The sequence below is a fragment of the Providencia sp. PROV080 genome (assembly GCF_033688105.1).
In the GTDB taxonomy this organism is placed as follows: Bacteria; Pseudomonadota; Gammaproteobacteria; order Enterobacterales; family Enterobacteriaceae; genus Providencia; species Providencia zhejiangensis.
The window spans coordinates 1,454,657-1,478,555 of the sequence record NZ_CP096346.1; the positions used below are offsets into that span (position 1 = coordinate 1,454,657).

Genomic DNA, 23,899 nt, shown 5'->3' on the forward strand with positions numbered 1-23,899 from the left:
TTGCCTTTCATACTGAGGGCTGATTAAAACGATTTTTAAAACATCTGTCTTTATCTTCAATCGACAATTTCATAAAAACTCAGTCTGGATCACATAAATTGAATGTTATTTCAGTTTTAGTTGAAAATGAAATGAATATTTCATATATCTTTAGCAACAAGGTAACTCTATCAGCTAAAGAGAGGCAACATGCAACAGATTCAGAATTTCATTGGCGGTGAACTTGTATCCAGCCAAAGTGGGCGTTTTGCACCCGTATTTAACCCTGCAACAGGTGAACAAATAGCTCAAGTTGTGTTGAGCGGTGCCGCTGAAACTAAACAGGCAATAGAGGTCGCCCATAAAGCTTTCCCTAAGTGGTCAAAACTGTCACCACTCAAACGTGCTCGTATCCTATTTAAATTTAAGGCACTACTTGAAGCCAATATGGATGATTTAGCGCGTTTAATTTCTCAAGAGCATGGTAAGGTTTTTTCCGATGCGGTTGGCGAGTTAACTCGTGGTCTAGAAGTTGTTGAATTTGCTTGTGGTATCCCACATTTACAAAAAGGTGAGCACTCAGCGAATGTTGCAACAGGTGTTGATAGCCACTCGTTAATGCAACCATTAGGTGTGTGTGCAGGTATTACACCTTTTAATTTCCCTGCCATGGTCCCCATGTGGATGTTCCCCGTTGCGTTGGCTACGGGAAATACGTTTGTACTTAAACCTTCTGAAAAAGATCCTTCTCTCGCGATTGCGCTAGCAAAATTGTTAAAAGAAGCAGGTTTACCAGATGGTGTCTTTAACGTTGTACAAGGTGATAAAGAATCGGTTGATGTACTCTTAAGAGCACCTGAAGTTCAAGCGGTTAGCTTTGTTGGTTCAACGCCAATTGCTGAGTATATCTATACAACGGCTTCAGAACATGGCAAACGTTGCCAAGCTCTCGGCGGTGCGAAAAACCATTGTATCTTGATGCCTGATGCGGATATGAATCTGGCGACAAATGCAATTATGGGCGCTGCATTTGGTGCGGCGGGTGAACGCTGTATGGCTCTATCTGTTGTGCTGGCTGTTGGCGATGAAACTGCGGACACATTGATTACTCATTTAGAAGCGCAAATCGCTAAAATGACTGTCGGCCCTGGCATTGTTGAAGGTAAAGAAAATGATATGGGGCCTGTGATTTCTGCACAGCATAAAGCGAAAATTTGTGATTACATTACCAGCGGTGAGAAACAAGGCGCTAAATTGTTGGTTGATGGCCGTGATTTTAAAGTCGCCGGCTTCGAAAACGGTTATTTTGTTGGACCGACCCTGTTTGATAATGTCACCCCTGAAATGGATATCTATAAAGATGAAATTTTTGGACCCGTACTTGCGATTGTTCGTGTTCCTGATTTCGAAACAGGGTTGAAATTAATTAACCAACATGAGTATGGCAACGGTACCGCTATTTTCACGCGCGATGGTGAAACTGCCCGTGAATTCCAAGAAAATGTCATGGCAGGCATGGTCGGTATCAATATCCCAATTCCAGTCCCAATGGCATTCCATAGCTTTGGTGGTTGGAAACGCTCTATCTTTGGACCTTTGAACGTTCATGGTAATGATGGTGTTCGCTTCTATACACGTATGAAAACGGTTACCAGCCGTTGGCCTGCAAGTGTACGTCTGGAGCATCATGAAAGTAGTTTCACAATGCCAACTATGGAATAAATGGAGCCCCATATGAATAAGCAGACAATGACCACAGCTCAAGCATTAGTTAAGTTTCTGAACCAACAATATGTTGAAGTTGATGGTGAGCAGTATCCGTTTATTCAGGGAATATTTACCATCTTCGGCCATGGTAACGTGGTAGGTTTAGGACAGGCGCTGGAAGAGGCGCCTGGACACCTACAAGTTTATCAAGGATGCAACGAACAAGGGATGGCACACATCGCAACGGGTTTTGCAAAACAGAAAAAACGTAAGCAAATTTGTGCCGTCACATCTTCTGTTGGGCCGGGAGCGGCAAATATGGTGACAGCGGCCGCGACAGCGACCGCTAACCGTATCCCTCTGTTACTGCTGCCAGGTGATACTTTCGCAACCCGTCAGCCGGATCCTGTTTTACAGCAAGTGGAACAGTATGGTGATGGTACGATCAGCACGAATGATTGCTTTCGACCTGTTTCCCGCTATTGGGATCGCGTGTCTCGCCCTGAGCAATTAATGGCAGCGATGATCAATGCGATGCGCGTATTAACCGATCCCGCTGATACTGGCGCAGTGACAATTTGTTTACCGCAAGATGTTCAAGGTGAAGCGTGGGACTATCCTGATTATTTCTTTGCCAAGCGTGTTCATCGTATTGAACGCCGTCCTGCAACGATGGTGAGTTTAGCCGATGCTGTAAATTTAATTCGTAGTAAGAAAAAACCATTACTTATCTGTGGTGGTGGTGTTCGCTATTCCGAGGCGCATGAGGCATTTCGTACTTTTGCTGAACATTATGCGATCCCATTTGGAGAGACTCAGGCGGGTAAAAGTGCCATTGTGGCCGATCATCCGCTGAATGTCGGTGGTATTGGTACAACAGGCGGCTTGGCAGCTAACCTATTAGCGAAAGAAGCAGACTTAATCATTGGTGTCGGTACGCGTTTCACGGATTTTACGACGGCATCCAAATCCTTATTTAGTCACCCTGATGTCCAGTTTTTAAATATTAACGTTGCTGAGTTTGATGCTTGTAAATTAGATGCCTTAAAAATCATTGCTGACGCAAAAGAAGGCTTAACAGCGCTTGATGCCTTGCTACAAGATTGTGGCTATCAGGCTCAGTGGGGTGAGCGTATTCAGCAGGCCAAAAAACAATGGCAATCTGAGTTAGAAAGACTGTTTTCAATTCAGTATAATCCATTGAATTTTATTCCTGAAATTGCGGGACATCTGGATGATAAGTTAGAAGAGTACCGTGAGGTTTTAGGCTCTGAACTGACCCAAACTCGTGTGCTGGGGCTAATGCAACAGTATATGGAGGATGACGCTATTGTTGTTGGTGCAGCAGGCTCGTTACCCGGTGATTTACAACGCATTTGGTTACCTAAACATCCTGATACTTATCATCTGGAATATGGGTATTCCTGTATGGGCTACGAAGTCGCCGCTGCGGTAGGGGCGAAAATTGCCGCACCAGATCAGCCTGTTTATGCGATGGTAGGAGATGGCTCATACCTGATGTTACACAGCGAGTTACAAACCGCCATCCAAGAAAACATAAAAATTACCATTCTGTTATTTGATAATGCAGGATTTGGCTGCATTAATAACCTGCAAATGAGTCAAGGAATGGGCAGTTTTGGCACAGAGAATCGTCACCGTAATCCTAAAACGGGGCAAATGGACGGTCCTTTAGTTAAAGTGGACTTTGCTAAAAATGCCGAGAGTTATGGATGTAAAAGCTATCGTGTTCATGATGAAGCACAATTAATTGCGGCTATCGAAGAGGCAAAATCACAGTCTGGTTGTGTCTTAATTGATATCAAAGTGCTACCTAAGACCATGACTAATGGTTATGAAGCTTGGTGGCGTACAGGAACCGCTCAGGTAGCGAAAAAACCAGAAGTTGTTGCAGCAGCAGATAAAATTAAGGATATGGTCGCAAATCGAGTACGGCAGTACTAGCGCATGGCTCTGTAGGGAGAGTCATGGGCTAAGGGCGGCTTGCCGCCCGATAGTCGCGCCTTAAATCATTCTTTGATGCATCAATAACTGATTAAGGATGGGGGAATTGATACCCTTGTTAAGGGGATGTCGTCATCATCGCCTTAAGCAGAGTCCTGTTTGCAATAACATGGGATTAGCTTGAATTGAGTTAAACAACGTAAGGTTATTTATCGGGAAGTTTGCATGGATGCATTGGCTGCAATTTGACGATTAAAGTGGTTGACGTCATTAAGTTATTTTTTGTTACCCAGCGAAAGCTGGGTTTTTTGTTTTTTGGCGGTTAGTTAACTTTTTATCTGTTGATAAGGGCAAAAAACAGAAAAATAAAAGAGAGTAACTGTAATAAAATCATCGTTAATGAAATATACATTTCAAAATAGCCGTTAAGTCTCATATTGATGGCTTTAAGGCTTACTCTCATTGTGACTAATTACACTGCTGTTAGCCTAATTGCTTGAGTTTACATTGTTATTTTGTGATCGAAATAACACTAAAAATCCACTTAATTATAGCAATTGTTACCTAGCGCTCAAAAACATAATTTTCAATTAATTATAAATTGAAATGAATGTTTTATTTGTTATATTTCATCATATCCTAATAGTGGATTTATAGCCTCAAGGAGCATTTCAATGTTCAATATAGCACTATTTGGCGCAGGACGTATCGGACAGGTTCATGCTGTCAATATTGCCGGCCACAAAGAAACCTCACTTTATTCTGTGATTGATCCTTATCAGCCTAACGCCCTCGCATTGGCTGAAAAGTATCAAGCAAAAGTGCAATCAACAGAAGAAGCGATGCAAGATCCAAATGTTCATGGTGTTCTGATTGCTTCTGCAACGGATACTCATGCGGATTTAATCGAATTGGCAGCAAAAAACAACAAGGTTATTTTCTGTGAAAAACCCGTTCACTTAGATCTTGAACGAGTGAGACAGTGCCTCAAAAGCGTTAAAGAACACAATGTGCCTTTATTTATTGGTTTCAACCGCCGTTATGACCCACAGTTCCGCCACCTGAAAAATTTATTCGAACAAGGCGCGATTGGTAAAGCTGAATCTTTAATTATTACATCACGGGACCCATCACCTCCACCAGCGGAATACGTAAAAGTTTCCGGTGGTATGTTCAGAGATATGACGATTCATGACTTTGACATGGCGCGTTTTATGATCGGAGAAAACCCATGCTCTGTCTATGCGCAAGGCAGCAATGTTGTTGATCCAGCGATTGGACAAGCAGGGGATATCGATACCGCATTTATTATTTTGAAATTCCCTTCTGGTGCCATGGCAACAATTTCTAACAGTCGTCGTTCAGGTTATGGCTATGACCAGCGTATTGAATTACATGGCGAGAAAGGTCTCTTAACCGCAGGTAATATCAAAGAGAATAGCGTTGAGTTTTTAAGCGATGTCGGTTGCTTATCAGCGAAACCGGAGTTTTTCTTCTTACAGCGCTATCACGAAGCTTATAAAGCGGAGTGGAATCACTTTGTTGATATTCTTGCCGGTCGTGCTGAGTCAGAAACAACGGGTACCGATGGTGAGTTGGCACTGTATCTAGCAGATAAAGCGCTTGAGTCATTAAAAACAGGCAAAGAAGTTCAACTTTAACTTTTAATTACCTCTTATTTACCGATTACTAACTATAAAAAGCGGGAAATCATACTCCCGCTTCATCAGTCACCTTACATATATTTATGCGCTAATTATAAATAGAAAGGCTTGGGGGTACTAATGCTGGCTCTACTTTCATTTATCGGCTTTACCTTATTAGTTGCAGGGATTGCCTATTACAAAACACGAAATGCTCATTTAACCTCTTCTGCGGAAGGATATTTCTTAGGCGGTCGTTCTATGACAGGCCTATATATTGGTGGCTCAATGCTGCTAATGAACTTATCGACAGAGCATCTTGTTGGGCTTAACGGTTTATCTTTCCGAACCGGCTTTATTGTTATGGCTTGGGAAGTCATGGCGGCATTAACTATTGTGTTATTCGCCATTTATTTTTTACCGAAATATCTTAAATTAGGTATTTCTACGATTCCTGAATATTTAGAACGCCGCTTTGACAAAAACACCTTGTTAATTACATCCATTCTATTTTTAGCAATGTATGTTATTTCTTTGCTACCAATTGTTCTCTATACAGGTGCGATTGCCCTTGAAAGTTTATTCCAAGTTTCACATGTTTTTAATGTCGATAAAACGACAGCATTGTGGATTATGGTATGGGGTGTCGGTGGTTTAGGTGCTATTTATGCTATTTTTGGTGGTATTAAAGCAATCGCGATTGCAGATACCGTTAATGGTGCAGGGCTTATTATCGGGGGGCTATTAGTCACGATATTTGCATTATTATATGTTGGTGATGGTAATGCGTGGGCGGGTCTAAGTGAAGTTTATCAAGCTCACCCTGATAAGTTTAACTCCATTGGTGACGAAGATTCACTGGTACCCTTTTCGACGCTATTTACTGGTTTGATCGTTTCCAATATGTTTTTCTGGTGTACCAACCAATCAATTGTACAAAAGTCGTTAGGAGCGAAGAACTTAGCTGAAGGGCAGAAAGGGGTGATGCTGTGCGCATTCTTTAAGTTAATTATCCCATCTATTATTATTCTGCCTGGTATCATTGCATTCCATATTCTTAGTGGTGAAATTGATAATCCTGATAATGCATACCCTGTATTAGTACACATGGTGCTGCCTGAGTTTTTAGTTGGCTTTTTCGCCGCGGTGGTTGTTGGTGCTGTATTCTCAACCTTCAGTGGTGGCTTGAACTCATCCGTCACTTTATTCACCGTGAATATCTATAAAGATCGCATCAATAAGAATGCTACTGAAGCTCAAACCGTGAAAGTCGGTAAATATTTAGGTATTGCTTTAGCGCTGGCGACAATGATTATTGCACCTTTAGTGGCTAATGCACCGGATGGGTTGTTTTATTTAATTCAGCAATTACAAGGTATCTTTAACGCACCTATTTTAAGTGTCGTGTTAGTTGGTTTAATGACTAAACGCGTGCCTGCTATTGCGGCAAAATTAGGGCTATTATTTGGAATGTCGGCCTATTTAATTTGCAACTTTGTCTTAGACCTGAATATTCACTTCTTCCATTTAGTCGGTATTCTGTTCGTTGCTAATATTATCTTTATGTTGACGATTGGCTATTTCTTCCCCGGTAAACCTTATGAAGAAGTGTATACAGAGCAAGTGGACATTTCACCATGGCGCTTTGCAACGCCTGTAGCTTGTCTAATCGTGCTGGGTGCAATTTCAATGTACGTCTATTTAGCTCAAGGTGCACCAAGCTACGTCATGGTTGGTTACTATATTTTCGCAGCCATCTTGTTAACGTTTATTATTTATAAATTTTCAAAAGCATGGCTAGCAGGCAAAACACAATCAGTGAATGCATAAAGGAGAGTAACAGATTATGGAGCCATCACTTATCCCGATGGTTAAGCAATTCATCTCGCAGCGTGACCCATTTGATCGCTTAGATGAAATGCAATTAAACCAGTTAGTCAATAGTGTTGAAATTAGCTATTTGACACAACGGGAGGTGTTAAAACCGCAACAAATTGCTGGCCAAGGTTTGTATCTGGTGAGAACTGGGGCGGTGGAACAGCGTTACGCTGATGGCTCTTTAAGAGCAAGGCTGGGGGCCGGTGATGTTTTTGGTTTCAGTGTGTTAAATAAAACAGCGGATTCCCCAGGCGAGTATCAAGTGATCGCGATAGAGAATACATTACTCTACTGTATTCCGAGGGTTTCTTTATTGTTAGCAATGGAGCAAAACCAAGCTGTTCGTCATCATTTTGCTTGTGAAGAAGGTGAACGGTTAGCATCACGCCCTAAGGTCGATAAACTGACAGAAGATAGTCTGTTGTATTTAAACCCAGTATCCTCGATAGAAAATGGCAATATCGTCGTCATTACTCCGGGAACGAGTGTTCAAGATGCCGCTCAAGAAATGGTACGTAAGCACCGTTCATCGGCATTAGTGATGGATGGGGAAATATTATTAGGCATTATTACTGACCGAGATCTCACAAAGCGTGTTGTTGCTTTGGGATTAGATATTAAAACGCCGGTCAGTAAGATTATGACAGAAAATCCAATTACAATTGCGGCGAACGCCCCCATCATAAATGCCATTGAGCTGATGATGCAACATAACATCCGTAGCCTACCGGTGATGACGAACCACCGTATTACGGGGGTTTTAACCGCAACAAGCTTAGTGCAAAAAAACAGCATGCAAGCGGTGTACTTAATTAGCCGAATTTATCGTCAAGATAGCTTAGATGATTTGAAGGCATTAGGCGTGCAACGGCAAGCGGTATTTGAATCTCTGATAGAGGCTGGGGTTCAATCGCACACGATTCAATTGATGATGACATTAATTGCTGATGCCTTTAATAAACAGCTTTTGAAACTGGCTGAGCGAGAACTCGGGGAGCCTCCTTGTGACTATTGCTGGTTTGCTGCTGGATCACAAGCGCGACAAGAGATGCATTACCTTTCCGATCAAGATAATGGCATCATTTTAGCTCGTGAAGTGACTAAAGAAGAAGAGGGCTGGTTTAGGCAACTAGCAGAGTATGTTTGCTATGGCTTGGATGAGTGTGGGTATTCTCTCTGCCCCGGTCATATTATGGCAACCAACCCGAAATGGTGTAAGCCTTTGACTCAGTGGCAAGCTTATTATCAGCAGTGGTTAAAAGAGCCTGAGCAGCTTGCTTTATTAAATATTTCTGTTTTTTTAGATATTCGTTTTCTTTATGGTAGCCAAGTACTTTTCAACTCATTGCTTCGTTCCGCGGAATCTCATTTAAAAGGTAATAAGCGATTACTGTCGATGCTAGTTGCCAACTCCACGCGAATCAATCCACCGTTGGGCATGTTTAGGCAGTTTGTGTTGGTCAAAAATGGCGAAAACCACAGTGTATTTAATATTAAAAAACAAGCGGTAAACCTATTAGTCGAATTGGCACGCGTATATTCATTAGAGGCGGGAGTGTTGACACCATCAACAATGACTCGCTTTGAAGTTGCCCGAGATTCAGGCATTATTAGCGCTGCTTCCTGCCAAGAATTAACTGAAGCATATTTATTTATCAATCAGGTTAGATTTGGCTGCCAGCGTAGGGCATTATTAGCTGGGGATGTACTCTCCAATTTAATCGTTCCTCAACGGCTCACCCAATTTGAGCGAAACCACTTAAAAGATGCGTTTCGTATCATCGCGAGGACTCAAGAAGCTGCGGAACAACGTTATCATGCTAAAGGGATAATGAAATGATAGGTTCATTGTTGTGCTATCATCAACCTTTGACCCGTTTAGCGCGTCGGCGAGCAAAATTATTACGTACTCGTCAGCTACCCACATTATTGCAGGAAGTGCTGGAAGCACCTTTACCTACTGATGATAGCCCATTAAAAACACAAAAAATTCTTTCCATTGATTTAGAAACAACAGGGTTGGATCCCGCAAAAGATCGAATTTTGAGTATTGGGATGGTTACTATTGCAGAGAATAAAATTCTCCTCAAAAGTGCTCAACATTATTATGTGAATGATGTGGAACCTGTTAAAGCGGAAACTGCGGTAATTAACCATATAACGCCAGAGCAATTAAGTGGTGGCATCTCTTTATCTCATGCTGTCGCTTTTTTCTTACATGAAGCAAAAGATAAATGCATTTTGGCGCACGGTGGTGCCATAGAGCAAGCCTTTCTTTCTAACGCACTAAATATAAAAGAATTACCATTAATTTGGTTTGATACACTGAATATCGAAAAAAGCGTGTTAAGCCATAAAAATATTAATCGAAATGATTTCAGTTTATCGGCATTAAGAAACCATTATCAGTTGCCTGATTATGACGCACACAATGCGCTTTCAGATGCGATTGCCACCGCAGAATTATTTCTCGCCCAATCTAAAGTCATTTATCCCTCTCAACATCCTGTTATTAAACAACTTTATAAGCGTTCACTGTAGCGCTTATCTGTTTTTTTGAAATTTTCATTTCATTTTCAACGCTGTTTTATTTCATTTATATCATTCTGAACGAAGAGTTTTATTTTTATTTCTTTATAAATTAGATGATTACATAAAAAACTCAGGCTAGATCACATAATGAAATTAATATTTCTCGTTATGTTGAAAATGAAATAAATATTCCGTATAACATCAGTATTAAATAAAAACATCAGACACAGACATCAAACTAGCTTGCACTATAAATGATGAGCTGCATGAAGGGAGAATACAGAATGAAAGAAATCCGCATTGGTCTGATTGGTACTGGCTACATTGGCCGTGCCCATGCAATAGCTTATGCGCAAGCACCAACCGTATTTCCATTAAAAGGAAAACTCGTTCGCGAGATGGTGGCAGAGGTGACCCCTGAATTAGCTGAAGCGCGCGCAAAAGAGTTAGGTTTTAATCGTTCAACCGATGACTGGCGTAAACTGGTTGCCGACCCAAATATTGATGTTGTTGATATTTGCTCTCCTAACTTTTTACACAAAGAAATGGCAATGGAAGCGATTAAACATGGCAAACATGTTTATTGTGAAAAGCCTCTCGCATTAAATTCTCAAGATGCCAAAGAAATGGTTGCCGCGGCTGAAAAAGCAGGGGTGAAAACGTTAGTGGGTTTTAACTATATGAAGAACCCAGCTGCACAGTTAGCTAAAGAAATTATTGCTAATGGTGAAATTGGGGAAGTGATTCATTTTTATGGCACACATAATGAAGATTACATGGCTGATCCAACCGCACCGATCCATTGGCACTGTTTTAAAGAAAAAGCCGGTTTGGGTGCTTTAGGGGATTTGTCTGCTCATATTGTCAATATGGCTCAATTCTTAGTGGGCGATATTGAAACAGTCTGTGGCGATATGGAAATAGTGATTAAAAAACGCCCAGAAAAAATAGGTTCTTCAGTGATGGTTGATGTTGAAAATGAAGACCAAGCACATGCCATGGTGCGTTTCGCTGGTGGTGCAATGGGCGTGATTGAAACATCGAGGATTGCGGCTGGGCGTAAGATGGGGCTGACTTATGTGGTAACAGGCACAAAAGGCACCTTATCCTTTACCCAAGAGCGTATGGCTGAACTGAAACTCTATCGTCACGATGAGCCTGCAAACCGTCAAGGGTTCAAAACGATTTTAGTTGGGCCAGAACATCCGGATTATGCGCCGTTTTGTAATGGTGCAGGGCACGGTATTGGATTTAATGACCAAAAAACAGTTGAAGTACGCGATTTAATTGATGGTGTTGCGACCGGTGAAAATATGTGGCCTGACTTTGAGGAAGGCTGGAAAGTGTCGCGTATTCTTGATGCTATCGCACGTTCTTATGAAGAACAACGCTGGGTTAAAGTCACTGAAATCAATTAATTCTGTTCAAGGGGTAATTAATGGATAAGCAGAAGAAGTTAGATGTTATCTGCATGGGGCGTATCGCCGTTGACCTTTACGGACAGCAAATTGGTGCGCGCTTAGAGGATATGAGTAGCTTTGCTAAGTATCTCGGAGGATCTTCTGGGAACGTTGCGTATGGTACGGCAATACAAGGTTTGAAATCATCGATGCTAGCCCGTGTTGGGGATGAGCACATGGGACGCTTCATTCGCGAAGAGTTACAACGTGTAGGCTGTGATACCAGCCACCTGATCACCGATAAAGATAGGCTAACAGGATTAGTGATCTTAGGGATTAAAGATGAAGATACTTTCCCTCTGATTTTTTACCGCGAAAACTGTGCCGACATGGCGATTACGCCAGATGACTTTAGTGAAGAGTATATTGCTTCAGCACGTTGCCTTGCTATCACAGGGACTCACTTATCCCATCCTAAAACCCGTGCAGCGGTCCTTAAAGCATTAGACTATGCAAAACGCAATGGCGTGAAAACCGCAATCGATATTGATTATCGCCCTGTACTTTGGGGATTGACTTCACTGGGTGACGGAGAGACACGTTTTATTGAGTCAGACAAAGTGACCGAGCAGCTGCAAGAAGTATTGTCGCTATTTGACTTGATTGTTGGCACCGAGGAAGAGTTTCACATTGCAGGCGGCTCGACCGATACCATCCAAGCATTAAAAAATATCCGAAAACTAACCAAGGCGGAATTAGTCTGTAAGCGTGGCGCATTGGGATGCTCAGTATTTACCGATGTGATCCCAGAAACCTTGGATGAAGGAATTACTGTAAAAGGTGTACGCGTTGAAGTCCTGAATGTATTAGGGGCTGGTGATGCCTTTATGTCGGGGTTATTGCGTGGTTATCTCAATGGTGAAGGTTGGGAAAAAGCCTGTACTTATGCGAATGCGTGTGGGGCGTTAGTCGTTTCTCGTCATGGTTGTGCACCAGCGATGCCAAGCAAAATTGAATTAGATAACTATCTTGAACGAGCCGCTGCTGTACCTCGACCAGACTTGGATCCGATGCTTAATCATTTACATCGTGTGACAACGCGAGCCACACACTGGGAAGAATTGTGCGTAATGGCTTTTGATCATCGCATTCAATTTGTCGATATGGCGCGTGCTGCTGGTGCTGATATTTCATGTATTCCATACCTGAAAAAATTGATTTTCCGTGCAAGCTGTGAAGTGGCGGAAGAGGCTAACTTGCAAGGCAAAGCAGGACTACTGTGTGACAGTACTTTTGGCCAAGATGTGCTGAATGATGTGACTGGTCGCGGTTGGTGGATAGGGCGTCCTATTGAACTACCCGCGTCAAGACCACTATGTTTAGAGCACGGTAATATTGGCTCACAGCTAGTTAGTTGGCCAAAAGAGCATATCGTGAAATGTTTAGTTTTCTTCCACCCGGAAGATAATCATCCATTACGCCTTGAGCAGGAAAAAACCGTTCAAGAGGTCTATAGCGCTTGCTGTCAATCAGGTCATGAATTACTACTTGAAGTCATTCTACCAGCCGATATGGAACGTAATGACGAACTTTATCTCAGAGCAATCAAACGCTTCTATAACTTAGGTATTAAACCTGACTGGTGGAAATTACCGCCATTGAAAGCTGAAAATTGGGATGAAGTGGATGCATTGATCGAAGAACGTGATCCGTATTGCCGTGGTGTTGTGCTATTGGGGCTAGATGCACCACAAGCTGAATTAGAAGCCGGCTTCAATGCTGCTGCGGGCAAATCGGTTGTAAAAGGGTTCGCAGTGGGTCGCACATTATTTGCTAAACCTTCTCTCGAATGGATGAAAGGTGAAATGGACGATGATGCGCTAGTACAGACGATTAAATCAAATTACCACAACCTGATCGCCCTATGGCGTCAGCGTAAATAATTTTACTTTTACCTATACACAGGAGCTTCATCATGGCAATCCAACTCGGAATTAACCCTTTGACATGGACCAATGATGATTTACCAACATTGGGCGCAGAAACGCCACTGGAAACATGTTTAACTGAAGGCCGTCAGGCAGGGTTTGCAGGTTTTGAATTGGGTAATAAATTTCCGCGTAAGGCTGAAATTCTGGGCCCAATTTTAGAAAAACATGACCTTAAATTGGTTTCAGGCTGGTATTCAGGTGAATTACTGACTCGCAGCGTGGAAGAAGAAATTGAAGCAGTACAAGGGCACTTAGCACTACTCCGTGATTTGGGGGCTAAAGTGATGGTCTTCGCAGAAGTGACTCATTGCATACACGGCGACCAAGACAAACCGGTACATATGCGCCCTTTATTCCCTGCGGACAAGTGGGAAGAATACGGTAAAAAATTGACTGAATTTGCAAAATATACCCTATCACAAGGGGTACAAATTGCTTACCACCATCACATGGGGACAGTGATTGAGTCAGCAGAAGATGTTGATAATCTAATGAAACACACTGGTGATGAAGTGGGATTACTGCTTGATACTGGACACTTAACTTTCGCTGGCGCTGATCCCGTTGAAGTTGCTAAGCGTTGGGCTAAGCGTATCAATCACGTTCACTGCAAAGACGTTCGTCCAGATGTACTTAAAGATGTGAAAAATCGTAAAACCAGTTTCTTGAATGCGGTATTAGCGGGTGTCTTTACTGTACCAGGAGATGGTTGCGTTGATTATCCAGCAGTATTTAAAGTATTGAAAAATAGTCAATATGAAAATGGTTGGTTAGTGGTTGAAGCGGAACAAGACCCAGCTATTGCTCATCCACTAACATATGCAACAATGGGTTATAACAACCTGCATAAATTTGCTAAAGATGCAGGACTGATCTAACGAATCATCATAGTGAAGCTCAATGGCTTGAGTTACAGGTTATTGAAGAGTGAAGTTATCCCGATGAATCGATAATTTTCGAGGATTCGGGTAACTGAGCTTCCACAGCTTAAAGTTTGTTTTAGAGGCCGAGGTAAGCGATATGTCAAAATTATTATCAAAGTATCATTCTCCAGATGAAAACAAGCGTACTCAGCATATTACGCCTGAATCCGCTAACTGGGGATATGTGCACTTTGATGTGTATGAACTCAAACAAGGTGAATCTATTTCCTTGCCGGCATCTGAGAATGAAGTTTGTCTAGTGTTGGTTGCGGGTAAAGCAACGGTGAAAACACCAAAGCAGACATTCGAAAATATTGGCGACCGTATGGATCCTTTTGAGCGCAAAAAGCCGTATGCGGTTTATGTGACAGCACAAGAGTCGGTTGAAGTAACCGCAGAAACGGCGCTAGAGCTAGCAGTATGCCAAGCAAAAGGGAAAGGAACTTATCCTACACGTTTGATTGGGCCTGATGACATTGGTGCAGAGCAACGTGGCCATGGCAATAACAAACGTTATGTTCATAACATCCTACCTGATAATAAATCTGCTGATAGCTTACTGGTGGTTGAAGTCTTTACCGATGAGGGATGTACAAGTTCGTATCCAAGTCATAAACATGATACCGATAATGAGCCAGCAGAAACGTATCTAGAAGAAACCTATTACCATCGTTTGAATCCGCCACAAGGGTTCTGTATGCAGCGAGTTTACACTGATGATCGTGAGTTAGATGAGTGTATGGCTGTTTACAACAAAGATGTCGTCATGGTGCCGAAAGGATATCACCCAATGGCCACAATGGCAGGTTACGACAACTATTATCTTAATGTTATGGCTGGTCCGACACGTAAATGGTTATTTACATGGGAAAAAGACCATAGCTGGGTTAATAGTGAAGAGTATGCTGCTAAACATCGTGATAAAAAGTCGTCGTGAATACTCAGAGAGTTTAGCTTGTTTTGTTAATAGCCTTTCACAGGCACGGTATACCGTATATGTGGTCTACGAATTAGCGCGCTTTGATCGGTTATTTAGAGACAATGTGAATTTTTAGAGTATGTACCAAAACCAAAATCTGTTATCTACTATTTGCCGGTAATTTATTACCGGCTTTTTTATTTATTACCATATTAATAAATGATTTTTTCTTATTGAATCAGTTATAAAGCATGTCAATGGTTGAATCTGAATTGTAATGTCAATCACATTATTAATATATTAATCTGTTCGAATGTTTCCGTTGTGTTAATTTTGTGTAAACAAAAACACAATGAGTGAGGTGTGAATGAAGCGCAAAACAGGTTTTTTCTTTGATGAGCATTGTTTTTGGCATAGTACTGGTTTGCATGCAACCACATTGCCTGTTGGTGGTTGGGTTCAGCCTCCGTCAGGCGCTTCTCATGCTGAATCACCGGAAACCAAAAGGCGTCTAAAAAGCTTGATGGATGTCTCAGGGCTAAGCCGCTCTCTTATTTTGTCTTCTGCGGAGCCAGCGAGCGAAGAGACCCTACTCAAAATCCATCCTCAAGAATATTTAACGCGTTTCAAACAGGTGAGTGATAACGGCGGTGGCTTATTGGGTAAAGAGGCTCCATTAGGTCCAGGAAGCTATGAAATCGCTAAACTGTCAGTGGGGTTAGCCTGTGCAGCCGTTGAAGCTGTACTGAAAGGTGAGTTGGATAATGCTTATAGCCTTTCTCGTCCACCGGGGCATCATTGTCTACCTGATGAATCAATGGGCTTCTGTTTTCTTGCCAATATTCCCTTGGCAATTGAATATGCAAAAGAGCGTTTTAACATAGAACGCGTTGCTGTGATTGATTGGGATGTTCACCACGGTAATGGGACCCAGCATATTTTTTGGGATCGCGCCGATGTATTAGCGATTTCGCTACATCAAGATGGATGTTTCCCTCCGGGATATAGCGGTGAAGATGATATTGGGGTTGGTGAAGGCGAAGGATTCAATTTGAATATCCCATTGTTAGCGGGGGCAGGCCACAATAGCTATATTTATGCAATGAAGCAAATCGTTATACCTGCTTTAGAACGCTTTAAGCCTGAACTGATCATTGTTGCCAGTGGTTATGATGCCAATGCAATGGACCCGTTAGCAAGAATGCAACTTCATAGTGAAAGCTTTCGAGAAATGACACAGCTTGTGATGGATGCCGCGGATAGGCTGTGTGATGGAAAATTGGTTATTGTTCATGAAGGCGGTTATTCAGAAGCTTACGTACCATTTTGTGGCTTAGCTGTCATAGAAGAGATGAGTGGCGTCCGTACTGAGGTGATTGACCCGCTATTAGATTTTATTGGTCTTCAGCAGCCAAGGGATGAATTTGAACGCTTTCAACAGCAACAATTAGATAAACTAAAAGAAAAATTTGGTTTGTAATCTTATTCGATAGGGGCTGTTTGCTAATGTGATGCAAAGCCCCTATTTATTAATAAGCGACGGTAAATTGTTTATGAATAAACTGTGGCTTTTCTGCTTCATCAAGAATAGCCACAGCCAGATCTTCAACGGAAATTTTGGCTGGAACATGACCATTCATGAGCAACTGGTTACCTGCAAGCCTAAATGTTTGAGTACGCTCTCCTGATTCTAATATGGCCGCGGGAGACACAAAGGTCCAATCCAGTTCCGGCGTATTCTGTAGTACCTGCTTAAATTCTCTTACAGCCTGCGCACCAGGTTTAATTTCCTCAGGAAAATCGGGAGAATCAATCAATTCTATACCGGGGGCTATCTCTAAACTGCCGGCACCGCCAACAACAATTAATCGCTTGACACCGGATAGCTTGACCGCTTGTAAAATAGCTTGATTACCTATCACGGTATCTTGGTATAGATTAGGATTTTGCCAGCCACCATTAAAAGCACTGATCACAATATCTTGTCCTTTCAGTCGGGCTGTTAGCCATGAAATATCAGTAATGTCACCTGAAGAGGTTATCAAATGGGCATGTTGTGGAAGTCTATTACTGTGACGTGAAATGGCAGTCACTTGGTGTTGGCGTAGCAGTGCTTCTTCAACCAATGGCTTACCAACAAAACCTGTTGCTCCAATAATTGATATTTTCATCTTTTGCCCCGCAATTGATTGACAATATGAGTTATAGTCATTTTATAACCATAATTGATACAGATTTTCTACGTAGCTTTCTTTGAGTATATCTCATTCTGTATGGCTATAGTGGTATTCCCTTATCAATTTACTGAACATTACGAGCCGCTTTGCATCTCATTGCGTTGCAATCGGACCGCCTTGCAACGCATTATTTGGCATCTCGAAATAGTTTTAAGACGATACTCGTGATAATGGCGATGGCACCACCTAGCGCGGTTTCTAATACTCTATCAAAGAGCAGCACGTATGCAGGATGCCGCCAATAGATGACTTGTTCGAGAACCGAAAGAATTAAACTGGTTACAATAAAAGTCATAAAAGTATAGCCGTGATGGAAGCTCATCGGCATTAGAAATGCAAAAACAACGATGGAAATTAGGCCGATATAGGGCATTAGCGGTGTATTGAATAAAAAATAAAGTAAAATAACTGAAAGTAAACTTCCCGCTACACGCTGAAGTGTTATATGAATAATACTTTGTGATTTTGGATGTAAAACAAATACAAAGGTGAGTAACGTCCAATAGAAATGGCCCAGATCTAACATTCGTGGTATGGCTAACGAAAGCAATAAACCTATCGCGTAAGTCATTGATCTAGGGATGATATACTTACGTAGTGTGAATAGGTTTTGTTCAACAAGGCTGCCCGTTAGGATAGTGTGACGATGCATCTTTTGGCTTAAGAGATAACAAGTCATTAGAGTGACGCTACTACCGATTAAAAAACCAAGCGCAAGGCTTTTTGAAATATCAGGTAAAATAGTGCCGATGGTTGACATGATAATCATAAATTTCATGGTCAAATCCATCACAGGATCCGTGCCATACAACTGGTAATAAATAAATGAAAAAATGGCGAGATAAATATAAAAACCTGTGCCTAACCGTAATGTATCCCCGATAAAAATCGCAGCCATGATCATGGCAAGCCAAAAAGCGGTATAGAAATAGTTCTTGTACTCTTTCGCGGCATTAAAAAGGTTAAATGCATATAAGGTTGAGAAAGCGGCCCACATAGAAGCTTGCACATCCATAATAGCAAAAGCGACTGCTGCACTTAATAGCATACAGCCACTAAACATGAGACCGTCATGAATCGCTGGTATTTTTCTCATAAAAAGATGCTCACAATTTGCAGTGTAAGTTATTATTTATTAAGGTAATTTATACTAACACAGATCTTAGTTAAACGCTGTCTATCAATCAATCCATTTGAATTCACAGACAAAAGGCAAACTTCAGCCAAAATAAAGCTAACGGTATTTTTTGCATGCTAAAAAATGCATAATAATGGCAGAGCATGTCGTTATAATGAAAATAAGGAATAAGTGATGCAAGTGAATCCCCATGATTTTGTCTGGATCAGTAGCCTTGATGATTTGCCGAAGGAATCACTGCCTGAATGGGTTATTTCTCAATGGAATAAGCAACTACCATTGGTTGTGCGTAGAGAGGCAACGGCTCAAGAAAAACTTTCAGTGGGAATTCGAGGAATAAAGCCGGGTCAGCGCTTTATCACGCAAATTGATAAGTCAGCTATTACTCACATTATGAATGTAGAATCATTAGTTGCGAATTCCCGTGAATTGCAACGTTCTATGTTTATCGCATTACCGCCTGTACAAGTACTGTTATTACTTTCACAGCATAATTGGCCGTGGGCGTGGGCTGTGACCGGAAGCTGTGCTTATACATTAGTGACTGACATCCAAAGCATGCTTGCCGATTGTGATCTTGACGTATTAATCCGTTGTCCTACACGCCATAAAAAAGAAGATTTTGCTGAGTTCGCGATTAAAGCGAATACACCTTTATGTCGGATTGATATTCATATTGAAACGCCAAAAGGTGGCTTCTCATTAGCGGAATGGTTTAAAAATGAACAGGTGACACTCCATACACCGCGAGGAGCAGTCATAACGGCGGACCCATGGGATGAAAATTTGTAATTGATGGCATAACAGACTGATTATGCTTGTTATTTGTTCGTGTTGCGCAAAAATTAATTTTGATGTTCGTACAGATGATTTTTTTCTAATCGATAGAAAGTCGTGAGTTGGGCTGTTTTCAGCCCAAACGCACGTATCATAGATGTTCTACAAAAGGTTCAGCTAATCCCGCTTGAAGCCACTCTTGCATCGCCGATAATGCGACCATACGGTCAACCCATTGCTGAGCAGCATTGCTGATCGGTAATTGATAACTGCGAATTCTAAACGCAACGGGGGCATAAAAGGCATCTACGGCAGTAAATTGATCTCCGGCTAGCCACGGCCCACCAAAGGTTGTGAGGCCTTCTTGCCATAATTGTTGGAGACGCTTGAGATCTGTTTGTAGTTCTCGGGAAATTTTTTCTAGTGGGGCATGATGAGAAAGATTCATTGCGCATTCTTTACGAAGGGTGGTAAATCCAGAATGCATTTCCGCACTCGCACTGCGCGCCCATGCCCGCGCGTGTTTATCTTTAGGCCATACTTGTGGATACGCTTCATACACATATTCGCAAATCGCTAGGGAATCCCAAACTGTTTGTTTTCCATCAATAAGGCAGGGGACGAGGCCTGAGGGAGAGAATGCTTTAAATTTGTCATAGCTATTGTGACCGCTTCCAATGTCAAAATAGCAAAGGTTTTCTTCGAAAGGGATACCTAAAGTTTTGAGTAATACCCAGGGTCGGAGTGACCACGAAGAATAATTTTTATTAGCAATCCAAAGTTTATACATAATATACCTACCGGATGATCAGCGAAGAGTCATAGAAATTAAGAAGGCTCCTAAAATTAGCATGTTAAAAAATTTAAAGAAAGATAAATACAGTAGTCTTATATATTAAAAGTATATGCTATGAATTAAAATTATAATAAAAAAAGTCACCTTAGATACGAGTAATTAAATAAATGGTTTCTATTATTTACATAAACTGAAGTTAATTTTATTTACATTAATTATTTAGGCTAGACAAAAAATGTTTTTTTAGAAAACAATGATTATGTTGATAGTATTTGAATATCTTCAACAAAATATTTGTTTAAGTTAGGGATAGGAATAATTTTTAAATCCCCTTATGATTACAGTAGGTTATTAAAAAGTGATCGCCTTTTAATTTGTAGGGTTATTAATTATGCAATGGAAAAATAGTACCACTCGCTATGGGCATTTATCGCTGCTCATACATTGGTTAGTTGCAATTGTTGTATATGGAATGTTTGCATTGGGTTTATGGATGGTGACTCTCGGTTATTATGATAGCTGGTATCATCAAGCACCTGAAATTCATAAAAGTATAGGTATTTTATTATTTATTGTTATGGCATTTCGTGTGGTTTGGCGTTTTATTTCTCCCCCACCTAAACCTCTTGAGAGTTATAGCCGTTTAACCAAAATAAGTTCTGCAACTGCTCAAATTTTGATTTATATCATCTTGTTTAGCATTTTGATAAGTGGATATTTAATTTCTACTGCGGATGGTCAACCAATAAGTGTGTTTGGTTGGTTTGATGTGCCGGCTTTATTTACTGGGGCGGCAACGCAAGCCGATACCGCGGGTGAAATTCATCTATATTTAGCTTGGGCAGTTGTTTTGTTATCAGTTTTACATGCTTTTGCGGCATTTAAGCATCACTTTTTTGACCGTGATATTACTTTAAAAAGAATGTTGGGTTTTAATCCCGATAAATAAACGTGGAGATAATTATGTTGAAGAAAACGGTTCTTGGTCTGGCAACAGGTGCATTATTTTTAACAGCGGGTTCTGCATTAGCGGAAACCTATAAATTTGATAAGCAAGGTCAGCACGCATTTATCGAATTCCGTATCCAACATTTAGGCTATAGCTGGGTATATGGTAGCTTTAAGGATTTTGATGGTAGTTTTACTTATGATGCGAAAGACCCATCAAAAGATAAAGTCGAAGTAACAATTAAAACAGGCAGTATCGATACCAACCATGCAGAACGTGATAAACACTTACGTAGTGGTGATTTCTTGAATGCCTCTAAATACCCAGAAGCAAAATTTGTTTCTACTGAAGTGAAGAAAGAAGGTGATGTTTACAAGATCACAGGCGACTTCACATTAAATGGTGTTACGAAGCCCATTACATTAGATGCAAAATTGATGGGTGAAGGTAAAGACCCATGGGGTGGATATCGTGCAGGTTTTGAAGCACAAGGCAATATTAAGCTGAAAGACTTTAACATTAAATCTGATTTAGGACCTAAGTCCCAAGAAGCTGAACTACTGATTTCAGTAGAGGGCGTACAAGACAAGTAATTAATTTTTCAGCTAAAAAGCGCTCAGTGTCCTTTTGTCACTGGGCGCTTTTTTTTAGCTAGGTAATTTCCTTTTTTCCTATAGCTAATTCACTTTATAAAGGGGTAGAATGTATTAATAATTAATTGACTTAAAAAATAATATTTTAGATAAGTCAATTAAGGTTATTTATTTATAGGCACTGTTATAAAGGTAGGGGCCCTTGAAGACAAATAGTTCACGCAAAACAGCATTGATTGTTGTTATTATTTTTATTGCATTTGCGCTCGGTTTTTATTGGTTAGGTAAAGATAATAATACATTATCGACGCAAACGGATGCTGAAGCTCAGACAACTTCTTTAGAGGCACCATTAAGCGCTGTTCAAGTAGAGGCATTAGCTAAGCTTGAAAAACAAATGCCTGTCATTGGCACAATTAAAAAATTAAGCCCAGAAGCGTATTCAAGTTTTGAACAAATTGTTCGTGACTATGAGCCATCGAATGAATTACTGACTCGCCATATATTTGACCAGATCGTTGGCAGTGTCATGCAGTTAGTTATTGAGCGTATACCTTATGCTTCAGATAAATCAGTTATCAACTTTACGAGTAAAGTAAATGATTATTTGAATGTGTTGTTAGAAACTGACCCTTCAGGGAAAACATGTTTCTACTCTCTATTTCCATATTTACGGGATTCGGCAGCGATAATTCCCCCAGCAAAAAGTCATGCGGTATTGTTTAAACAGTTGGAAGCAACTAATGATTTATTACTTTCAACTGAATCAGGCATCAAACAGCCAATGGTCTCACGTGAAGAACAAGCTGCAATTTTGGACGGCATTCAGAAAAAGCTTGTTGCAAAATATGGCGATCAAACATTATTGCTTGAAAATTTAGATAAAGCGAAACAGCAGCCAGCAGTGACTTGTCGTATAACGATGAGTTTTTACGACCAAATTCTCGCTATACCTGACAATCAGAAAAAAGCTGCTTTTTTACGAGCGCTATTTTCAGCCGCTAATTAGTTGATTATGGATTGCAATATCCCATGAAAAAATGATGGGATATTGCGTTTTCAACCAAATTATCTTCTCTAGCATGCTTTTTTCTATCCGAAAATATTTCTCACTCATCATAATTAACTTCCGCGACTAAATAGCATGTAATTGTTATTGTGTGTTTCAAATGATGAATCAACCGTGTGATTACGCGGTAATTCTTCTATACTTTTAACGTCAGAGTGTCATTTTATATTCATTAAGTTTGTGAATATTGTTATTGAGTTCAGTTGATATATTTTATTTATTTGATCCATCAATTTTTTGGCTATGATATGTTTAAAATCTATCGGCGGTAAGTCTTTGTATCTAGGAGGAAAGATGTCATTTGTTAAGAAAAGCATGGTCGCCTTACTCACTGCGGCTGCGGTTTATGTTCCCTCAGTCGTGACTCAAGCTTGTACTCGAGTGGTTTATTTGGGTGAGGATCAGCAGACCATGACCGCTAGAACGATGGATTGGAAATATGATATTGGAACCAATTTATGGATCCTCCCACGAGGTATGGATAGGGATGGTATTGCCGGACCTAACTCCCTCAAATGGAAATCAAAGTATGGCAGCGTGATCGCGTCAGGTTATGATATTTCAACGACAGACGGGGTTAATGAAAAAGGTTTAGTGGCTAACTTATTATGGTTAGCTGAATCAAAATATCCGCAAGCAAATGATAAACAACCGGCATTATCGATCTCATTATGGGCTCAATATATGCTAGATAACTATGCTACGGTTGCTGAAGCAGTCGCTGCATTGGAAAAAACGCCATTATTAGTCATGACAGATAATGTACCAGGGCAGGATCGCTTGGCGACATTACATTTATCCTTGTCTGATGCAAGTGGTGATAGCGCGATTATTGAGTACATTGATGGTAAACAAGTTATTCATCATAGCCGTAATTACCAAGTTATGACCAACTCTCCTACCTATGAAAAACAGTTAGCTATGCAGGAATATTGGCAGGGCATTGGTGGTACGGTGATGCTACCCGGCACAAACCGTTCAGCAGATAGGTTTGCACGCGCACAGTTTTATGTGAATGCTATCCCACAACAAACCACGCCTAATAAGGCTGTAGCAAGCGTGTTTGGGGTGATCCGTAATGTGTCAGTTCCATATGGATTAACGACTGAAAACTCCCCTGAAATTTCATCGACACGCTGGAGAACGCTGGTTGACCATAAGCGTCAATTATATTTCTTTGAGTCAGCATTAACCCCAAATATATTCTGGACCGACCTTAAAAAAATTGATTTCTCAGCAGAAACAGGCAAGGTGAAAAAATTAAGTCTTGGCGTTGAGCAGAGCAATATTTTTTCAGGTGATGCGACCAATGAATATGTGGATAGCAAGCCTTTTGAATTTTTAGGGTTATCAGCGAAACAACTCGGTTATTAAATTTATCGTCATCAACCTTCTGGGAGTCC

Annotated in this window: 19 protein-coding genes; 16 read left to right on the forward strand and 3 right to left on the reverse strand. The window is 40.9% G+C overall.

Annotated elements, in window-relative coordinates:
- Positions 1–189 precede the first annotated feature (189 nt).
- The 11 genes from M1F03_RS06265 (at position 190) to M1F03_RS06315 (ending at position 16,417) form a co-directional block, all read left to right on the forward strand.
- Entirely contained in the window at positions 190–1,701 is a 1,512-nt protein-coding gene (locus tag M1F03_RS06265; RefSeq protein ID WP_251463811.1) for a CoA-acylating methylmalonate-semialdehyde dehydrogenase, read from the forward strand.
- Positions 1,702–1,713: 12 nt separating this feature from the next.
- Positions 1,714–3,651 carry a 3D-(3,5/4)-trihydroxycyclohexane-1,2-dione acylhydrolase (decyclizing) gene (gene iolD, locus M1F03_RS06270; RefSeq protein WP_318840108.1) on the forward strand — a complete coding sequence of 646 codons (1,938 nt, stop codon included), beginning with the start codon at positions 1,714–1,716 and terminating at the stop codon, positions 3,649–3,651.
- 674 nt (positions 3,652–4,325) lie between these two features.
- Entirely contained in the window at positions 4,326–5,312 is a 987-nt protein-coding gene (gene iolG / locus M1F03_RS06275) for an inositol 2-dehydrogenase (RefSeq protein ID WP_154622711.1), read from the forward strand.
- 123 nt (positions 5,313–5,435) lie between these two features.
- Positions 5,436–7,124 (forward strand): solute:sodium symporter family transporter, encoded by a 1,689-nt coding sequence (locus tag M1F03_RS06280; protein WP_154622712.1) that lies wholly within the window; start codon positions 5,436–5,438, stop codon positions 7,122–7,124.
- 16 nt (positions 7,125–7,140) lie between these two features.
- Positions 7,141–9,012 (forward strand): DUF294 nucleotidyltransferase-like domain-containing protein, encoded by a 1,872-nt coding sequence (locus tag M1F03_RS06285; RefSeq protein WP_163860872.1) that lies wholly within the window; start codon positions 7,141–7,143, stop codon positions 9,010–9,012.
- Entirely contained in the window at positions 9,009–9,713 is a 705-nt protein-coding gene (locus M1F03_RS06290) for a 3'-5' exonuclease (protein ID WP_154622714.1), read from the forward strand. The genes M1F03_RS06285 and M1F03_RS06290 overlap by 4 nt, the downstream gene beginning before the upstream one ends.
- A gap of 275 nt (positions 9,714–9,988) precedes the next feature.
- Positions 9,989–11,122, forward strand: coding sequence for a Gfo/Idh/MocA family protein (locus M1F03_RS06295; RefSeq protein WP_251463815.1), 1,134 nt, complete (start codon positions 9,989–9,991; stop codon positions 11,120–11,122).
- A gap of 20 nt (positions 11,123–11,142) precedes the next feature.
- Positions 11,143–13,047 (forward strand): bifunctional 5-dehydro-2-deoxygluconokinase/5-dehydro-2-deoxyphosphogluconate aldolase, encoded by a 1,905-nt coding sequence (locus M1F03_RS06300; protein WP_251463816.1) that lies wholly within the window; start codon positions 11,143–11,145, stop codon positions 13,045–13,047.
- 32 nt (positions 13,048–13,079) lie between these two features.
- Entirely contained in the window at positions 13,080–13,973 is an 894-nt protein-coding gene (iolE, locus tag M1F03_RS06305) for a myo-inosose-2 dehydratase (RefSeq protein ID WP_154622770.1), read from the forward strand.
- 142 nt (positions 13,974–14,115) lie between these two features.
- The gene (iolB, locus tag M1F03_RS06310) at positions 14,116–14,955 is read left to right on the forward strand and encodes a 5-deoxy-glucuronate isomerase (RefSeq protein ID WP_154622771.1); all 840 of its coding nucleotides are present in this window, start codon (positions 14,116–14,118) and stop codon (positions 14,953–14,955) included.
- A gap of 349 nt (positions 14,956–15,304) precedes the next feature.
- Complete coding sequence (locus tag M1F03_RS06315; RefSeq protein WP_154623866.1) at positions 15,305–16,417, forward strand: class II histone deacetylase; 1,113 nt, start codon at positions 15,305–15,307, stop codon at positions 16,415–16,417.
- 49 nt (positions 16,418–16,466) lie between these two features.
- Here the strand turns inward: M1F03_RS06315 and M1F03_RS06320 are convergent, their stop codons facing one another.
- Together M1F03_RS06320 and M1F03_RS06325 are read right to left on the reverse strand one after the other, a co-directional pair.
- On the reverse strand, positions 16,467–17,108 hold the full coding sequence (locus M1F03_RS06320) for an NAD(P)-dependent oxidoreductase (protein WP_154623865.1): 642 nt from the start codon (positions 17,106–17,108) through the stop codon (positions 16,467–16,469).
- Positions 17,109–17,301: 193 nt separating this feature from the next.
- A complete protein-coding gene (locus M1F03_RS06325; protein ID WP_154623864.1) occupies positions 17,302–18,270 on the reverse strand; it encodes an FUSC family protein in 969 nt (322 codons plus the stop codon).
- 216 nt (positions 18,271–18,486) lie between these two features.
- On the opposite strand from M1F03_RS06325, the gene M1F03_RS06330 reads away from it, so the two are divergent.
- Positions 18,487–19,104 (forward strand): malonate decarboxylase holo-ACP synthase, encoded by a 618-nt coding sequence (locus tag M1F03_RS06330; protein WP_154623863.1) that lies wholly within the window; start codon positions 18,487–18,489, stop codon positions 19,102–19,104.
- A 136-nt stretch (positions 19,105–19,240) separates the two neighbouring features.
- Here M1F03_RS06330 and M1F03_RS06335 read toward each other — a convergent pair whose 3' ends face one another.
- Entirely contained in the window at positions 19,241–19,879 is a 639-nt protein-coding gene (locus M1F03_RS06335) for a glutathione S-transferase family protein (RefSeq protein ID WP_154635592.1), read from the reverse strand.
- A gap of 397 nt (positions 19,880–20,276) precedes the next feature.
- Between M1F03_RS06335 and M1F03_RS06340 the strand changes: the two genes are divergently transcribed.
- From M1F03_RS06340 to M1F03_RS06355, 4 genes are all read left to right on the forward strand, one after another.
- Positions 20,277–20,834: a cytochrome b gene (locus tag M1F03_RS06340; RefSeq protein ID WP_154622051.1), complete on the forward strand. Its 558-nt coding sequence runs from the start codon at positions 20,277–20,279 to the stop codon at positions 20,832–20,834.
- A 14-nt stretch (positions 20,835–20,848) separates the two neighbouring features.
- A complete protein-coding gene (locus tag M1F03_RS06345) occupies positions 20,849–21,427 on the forward strand; it encodes a YceI family protein (protein ID WP_154622050.1) in 579 nt (192 codons plus the stop codon).
- 202 nt (positions 21,428–21,629) lie between these two features.
- Complete coding sequence (locus M1F03_RS06350) at positions 21,630–22,436, forward strand: topoisomerase IV (protein ID WP_154624030.1); 807 nt, start codon at positions 21,630–21,632, stop codon at positions 22,434–22,436.
- 354 nt (positions 22,437–22,790) lie between these two features.
- Entirely contained in the window at positions 22,791–23,870 is a 1,080-nt protein-coding gene (locus M1F03_RS06355) for a linear amide C-N hydrolase (protein WP_154624031.1), read from the forward strand.
- Positions 23,871–23,899: the final 29 nt, after the last annotated feature.

Excerpts from the sequence above, each read along its gene's own strand:
- M1F03_RS06265 (WP_251463811.1), top strand. The coding sequence starts at position 190 with ATGCAACAGATTCAGAATTTCATTGGCGGTGAACTTGTATCCAGCCAA.
- iolD (WP_318840108.1), top strand. The coding sequence starts at position 1,714 with ATGAATAAGCAGACAATGACCACAGCTCAAGCATTAGTTAAGTTTCTG.
- iolG (WP_154622711.1), top strand. The coding sequence starts at position 4,326 with ATGTTCAATATAGCACTATTTGGCGCAGGACGTATCGGACAGGTTCAT.
- M1F03_RS06280 (WP_154622712.1), top strand. The coding sequence starts at position 5,436 with ATGCTGGCTCTACTTTCATTTATCGGCTTTACCTTATTAGTTGCAGGG.
- M1F03_RS06285 (WP_163860872.1), top strand. The coding sequence starts at position 7,141 with ATGGAGCCATCACTTATCCCGATGGTTAAGCAATTCATCTCGCAGCGT.
- M1F03_RS06290 (WP_154622714.1), top strand. The coding sequence starts at position 9,009 with ATGATAGGTTCATTGTTGTGCTATCATCAACCTTTGACCCGTTTAGCG.
- M1F03_RS06295 (WP_251463815.1), top strand. The coding sequence starts at position 9,989 with ATGAAAGAAATCCGCATTGGTCTGATTGGTACTGGCTACATTGGCCGT.
- M1F03_RS06300 (WP_251463816.1), top strand. The coding sequence starts at position 11,143 with ATGGATAAGCAGAAGAAGTTAGATGTTATCTGCATGGGGCGTATCGCC.
- iolE (WP_154622770.1), top strand. The coding sequence starts at position 13,080 with ATGGCAATCCAACTCGGAATTAACCCTTTGACATGGACCAATGATGAT.
- iolB (WP_154622771.1), top strand. The coding sequence starts at position 14,116 with ATGTCAAAATTATTATCAAAGTATCATTCTCCAGATGAAAACAAGCGT.
- M1F03_RS06315 (WP_154623866.1), top strand. The coding sequence starts at position 15,305 with ATGAAGCGCAAAACAGGTTTTTTCTTTGATGAGCATTGTTTTTGGCAT.
- M1F03_RS06320 (WP_154623865.1), bottom strand. The coding sequence starts at position 17,108 with ATGAAAATATCAATTATTGGAGCAACAGGTTTTGTTGGTAAGCCATTG.
- M1F03_RS06325 (WP_154623864.1), bottom strand. The coding sequence starts at position 18,270 with ATGAGAAAAATACCAGCGATTCATGACGGTCTCATGTTTAGTGGCTGT.
- M1F03_RS06330 (WP_154623863.1), top strand. The coding sequence starts at position 18,487 with ATGCAAGTGAATCCCCATGATTTTGTCTGGATCAGTAGCCTTGATGAT.
- M1F03_RS06335 (WP_154635592.1), bottom strand. The coding sequence starts at position 19,879 with ATGTATAAACTTTGGATTGCTAATAAAAATTATTCTTCGTGGTCACTC.
- M1F03_RS06340 (WP_154622051.1), top strand. The coding sequence starts at position 20,277 with ATGCAATGGAAAAATAGTACCACTCGCTATGGGCATTTATCGCTGCTC.
- M1F03_RS06345 (WP_154622050.1), top strand. The coding sequence starts at position 20,849 with ATGTTGAAGAAAACGGTTCTTGGTCTGGCAACAGGTGCATTATTTTTA.
- M1F03_RS06355 (WP_154624031.1), top strand. The coding sequence starts at position 22,791 with ATGTCATTTGTTAAGAAAAGCATGGTCGCCTTACTCACTGCGGCTGCG.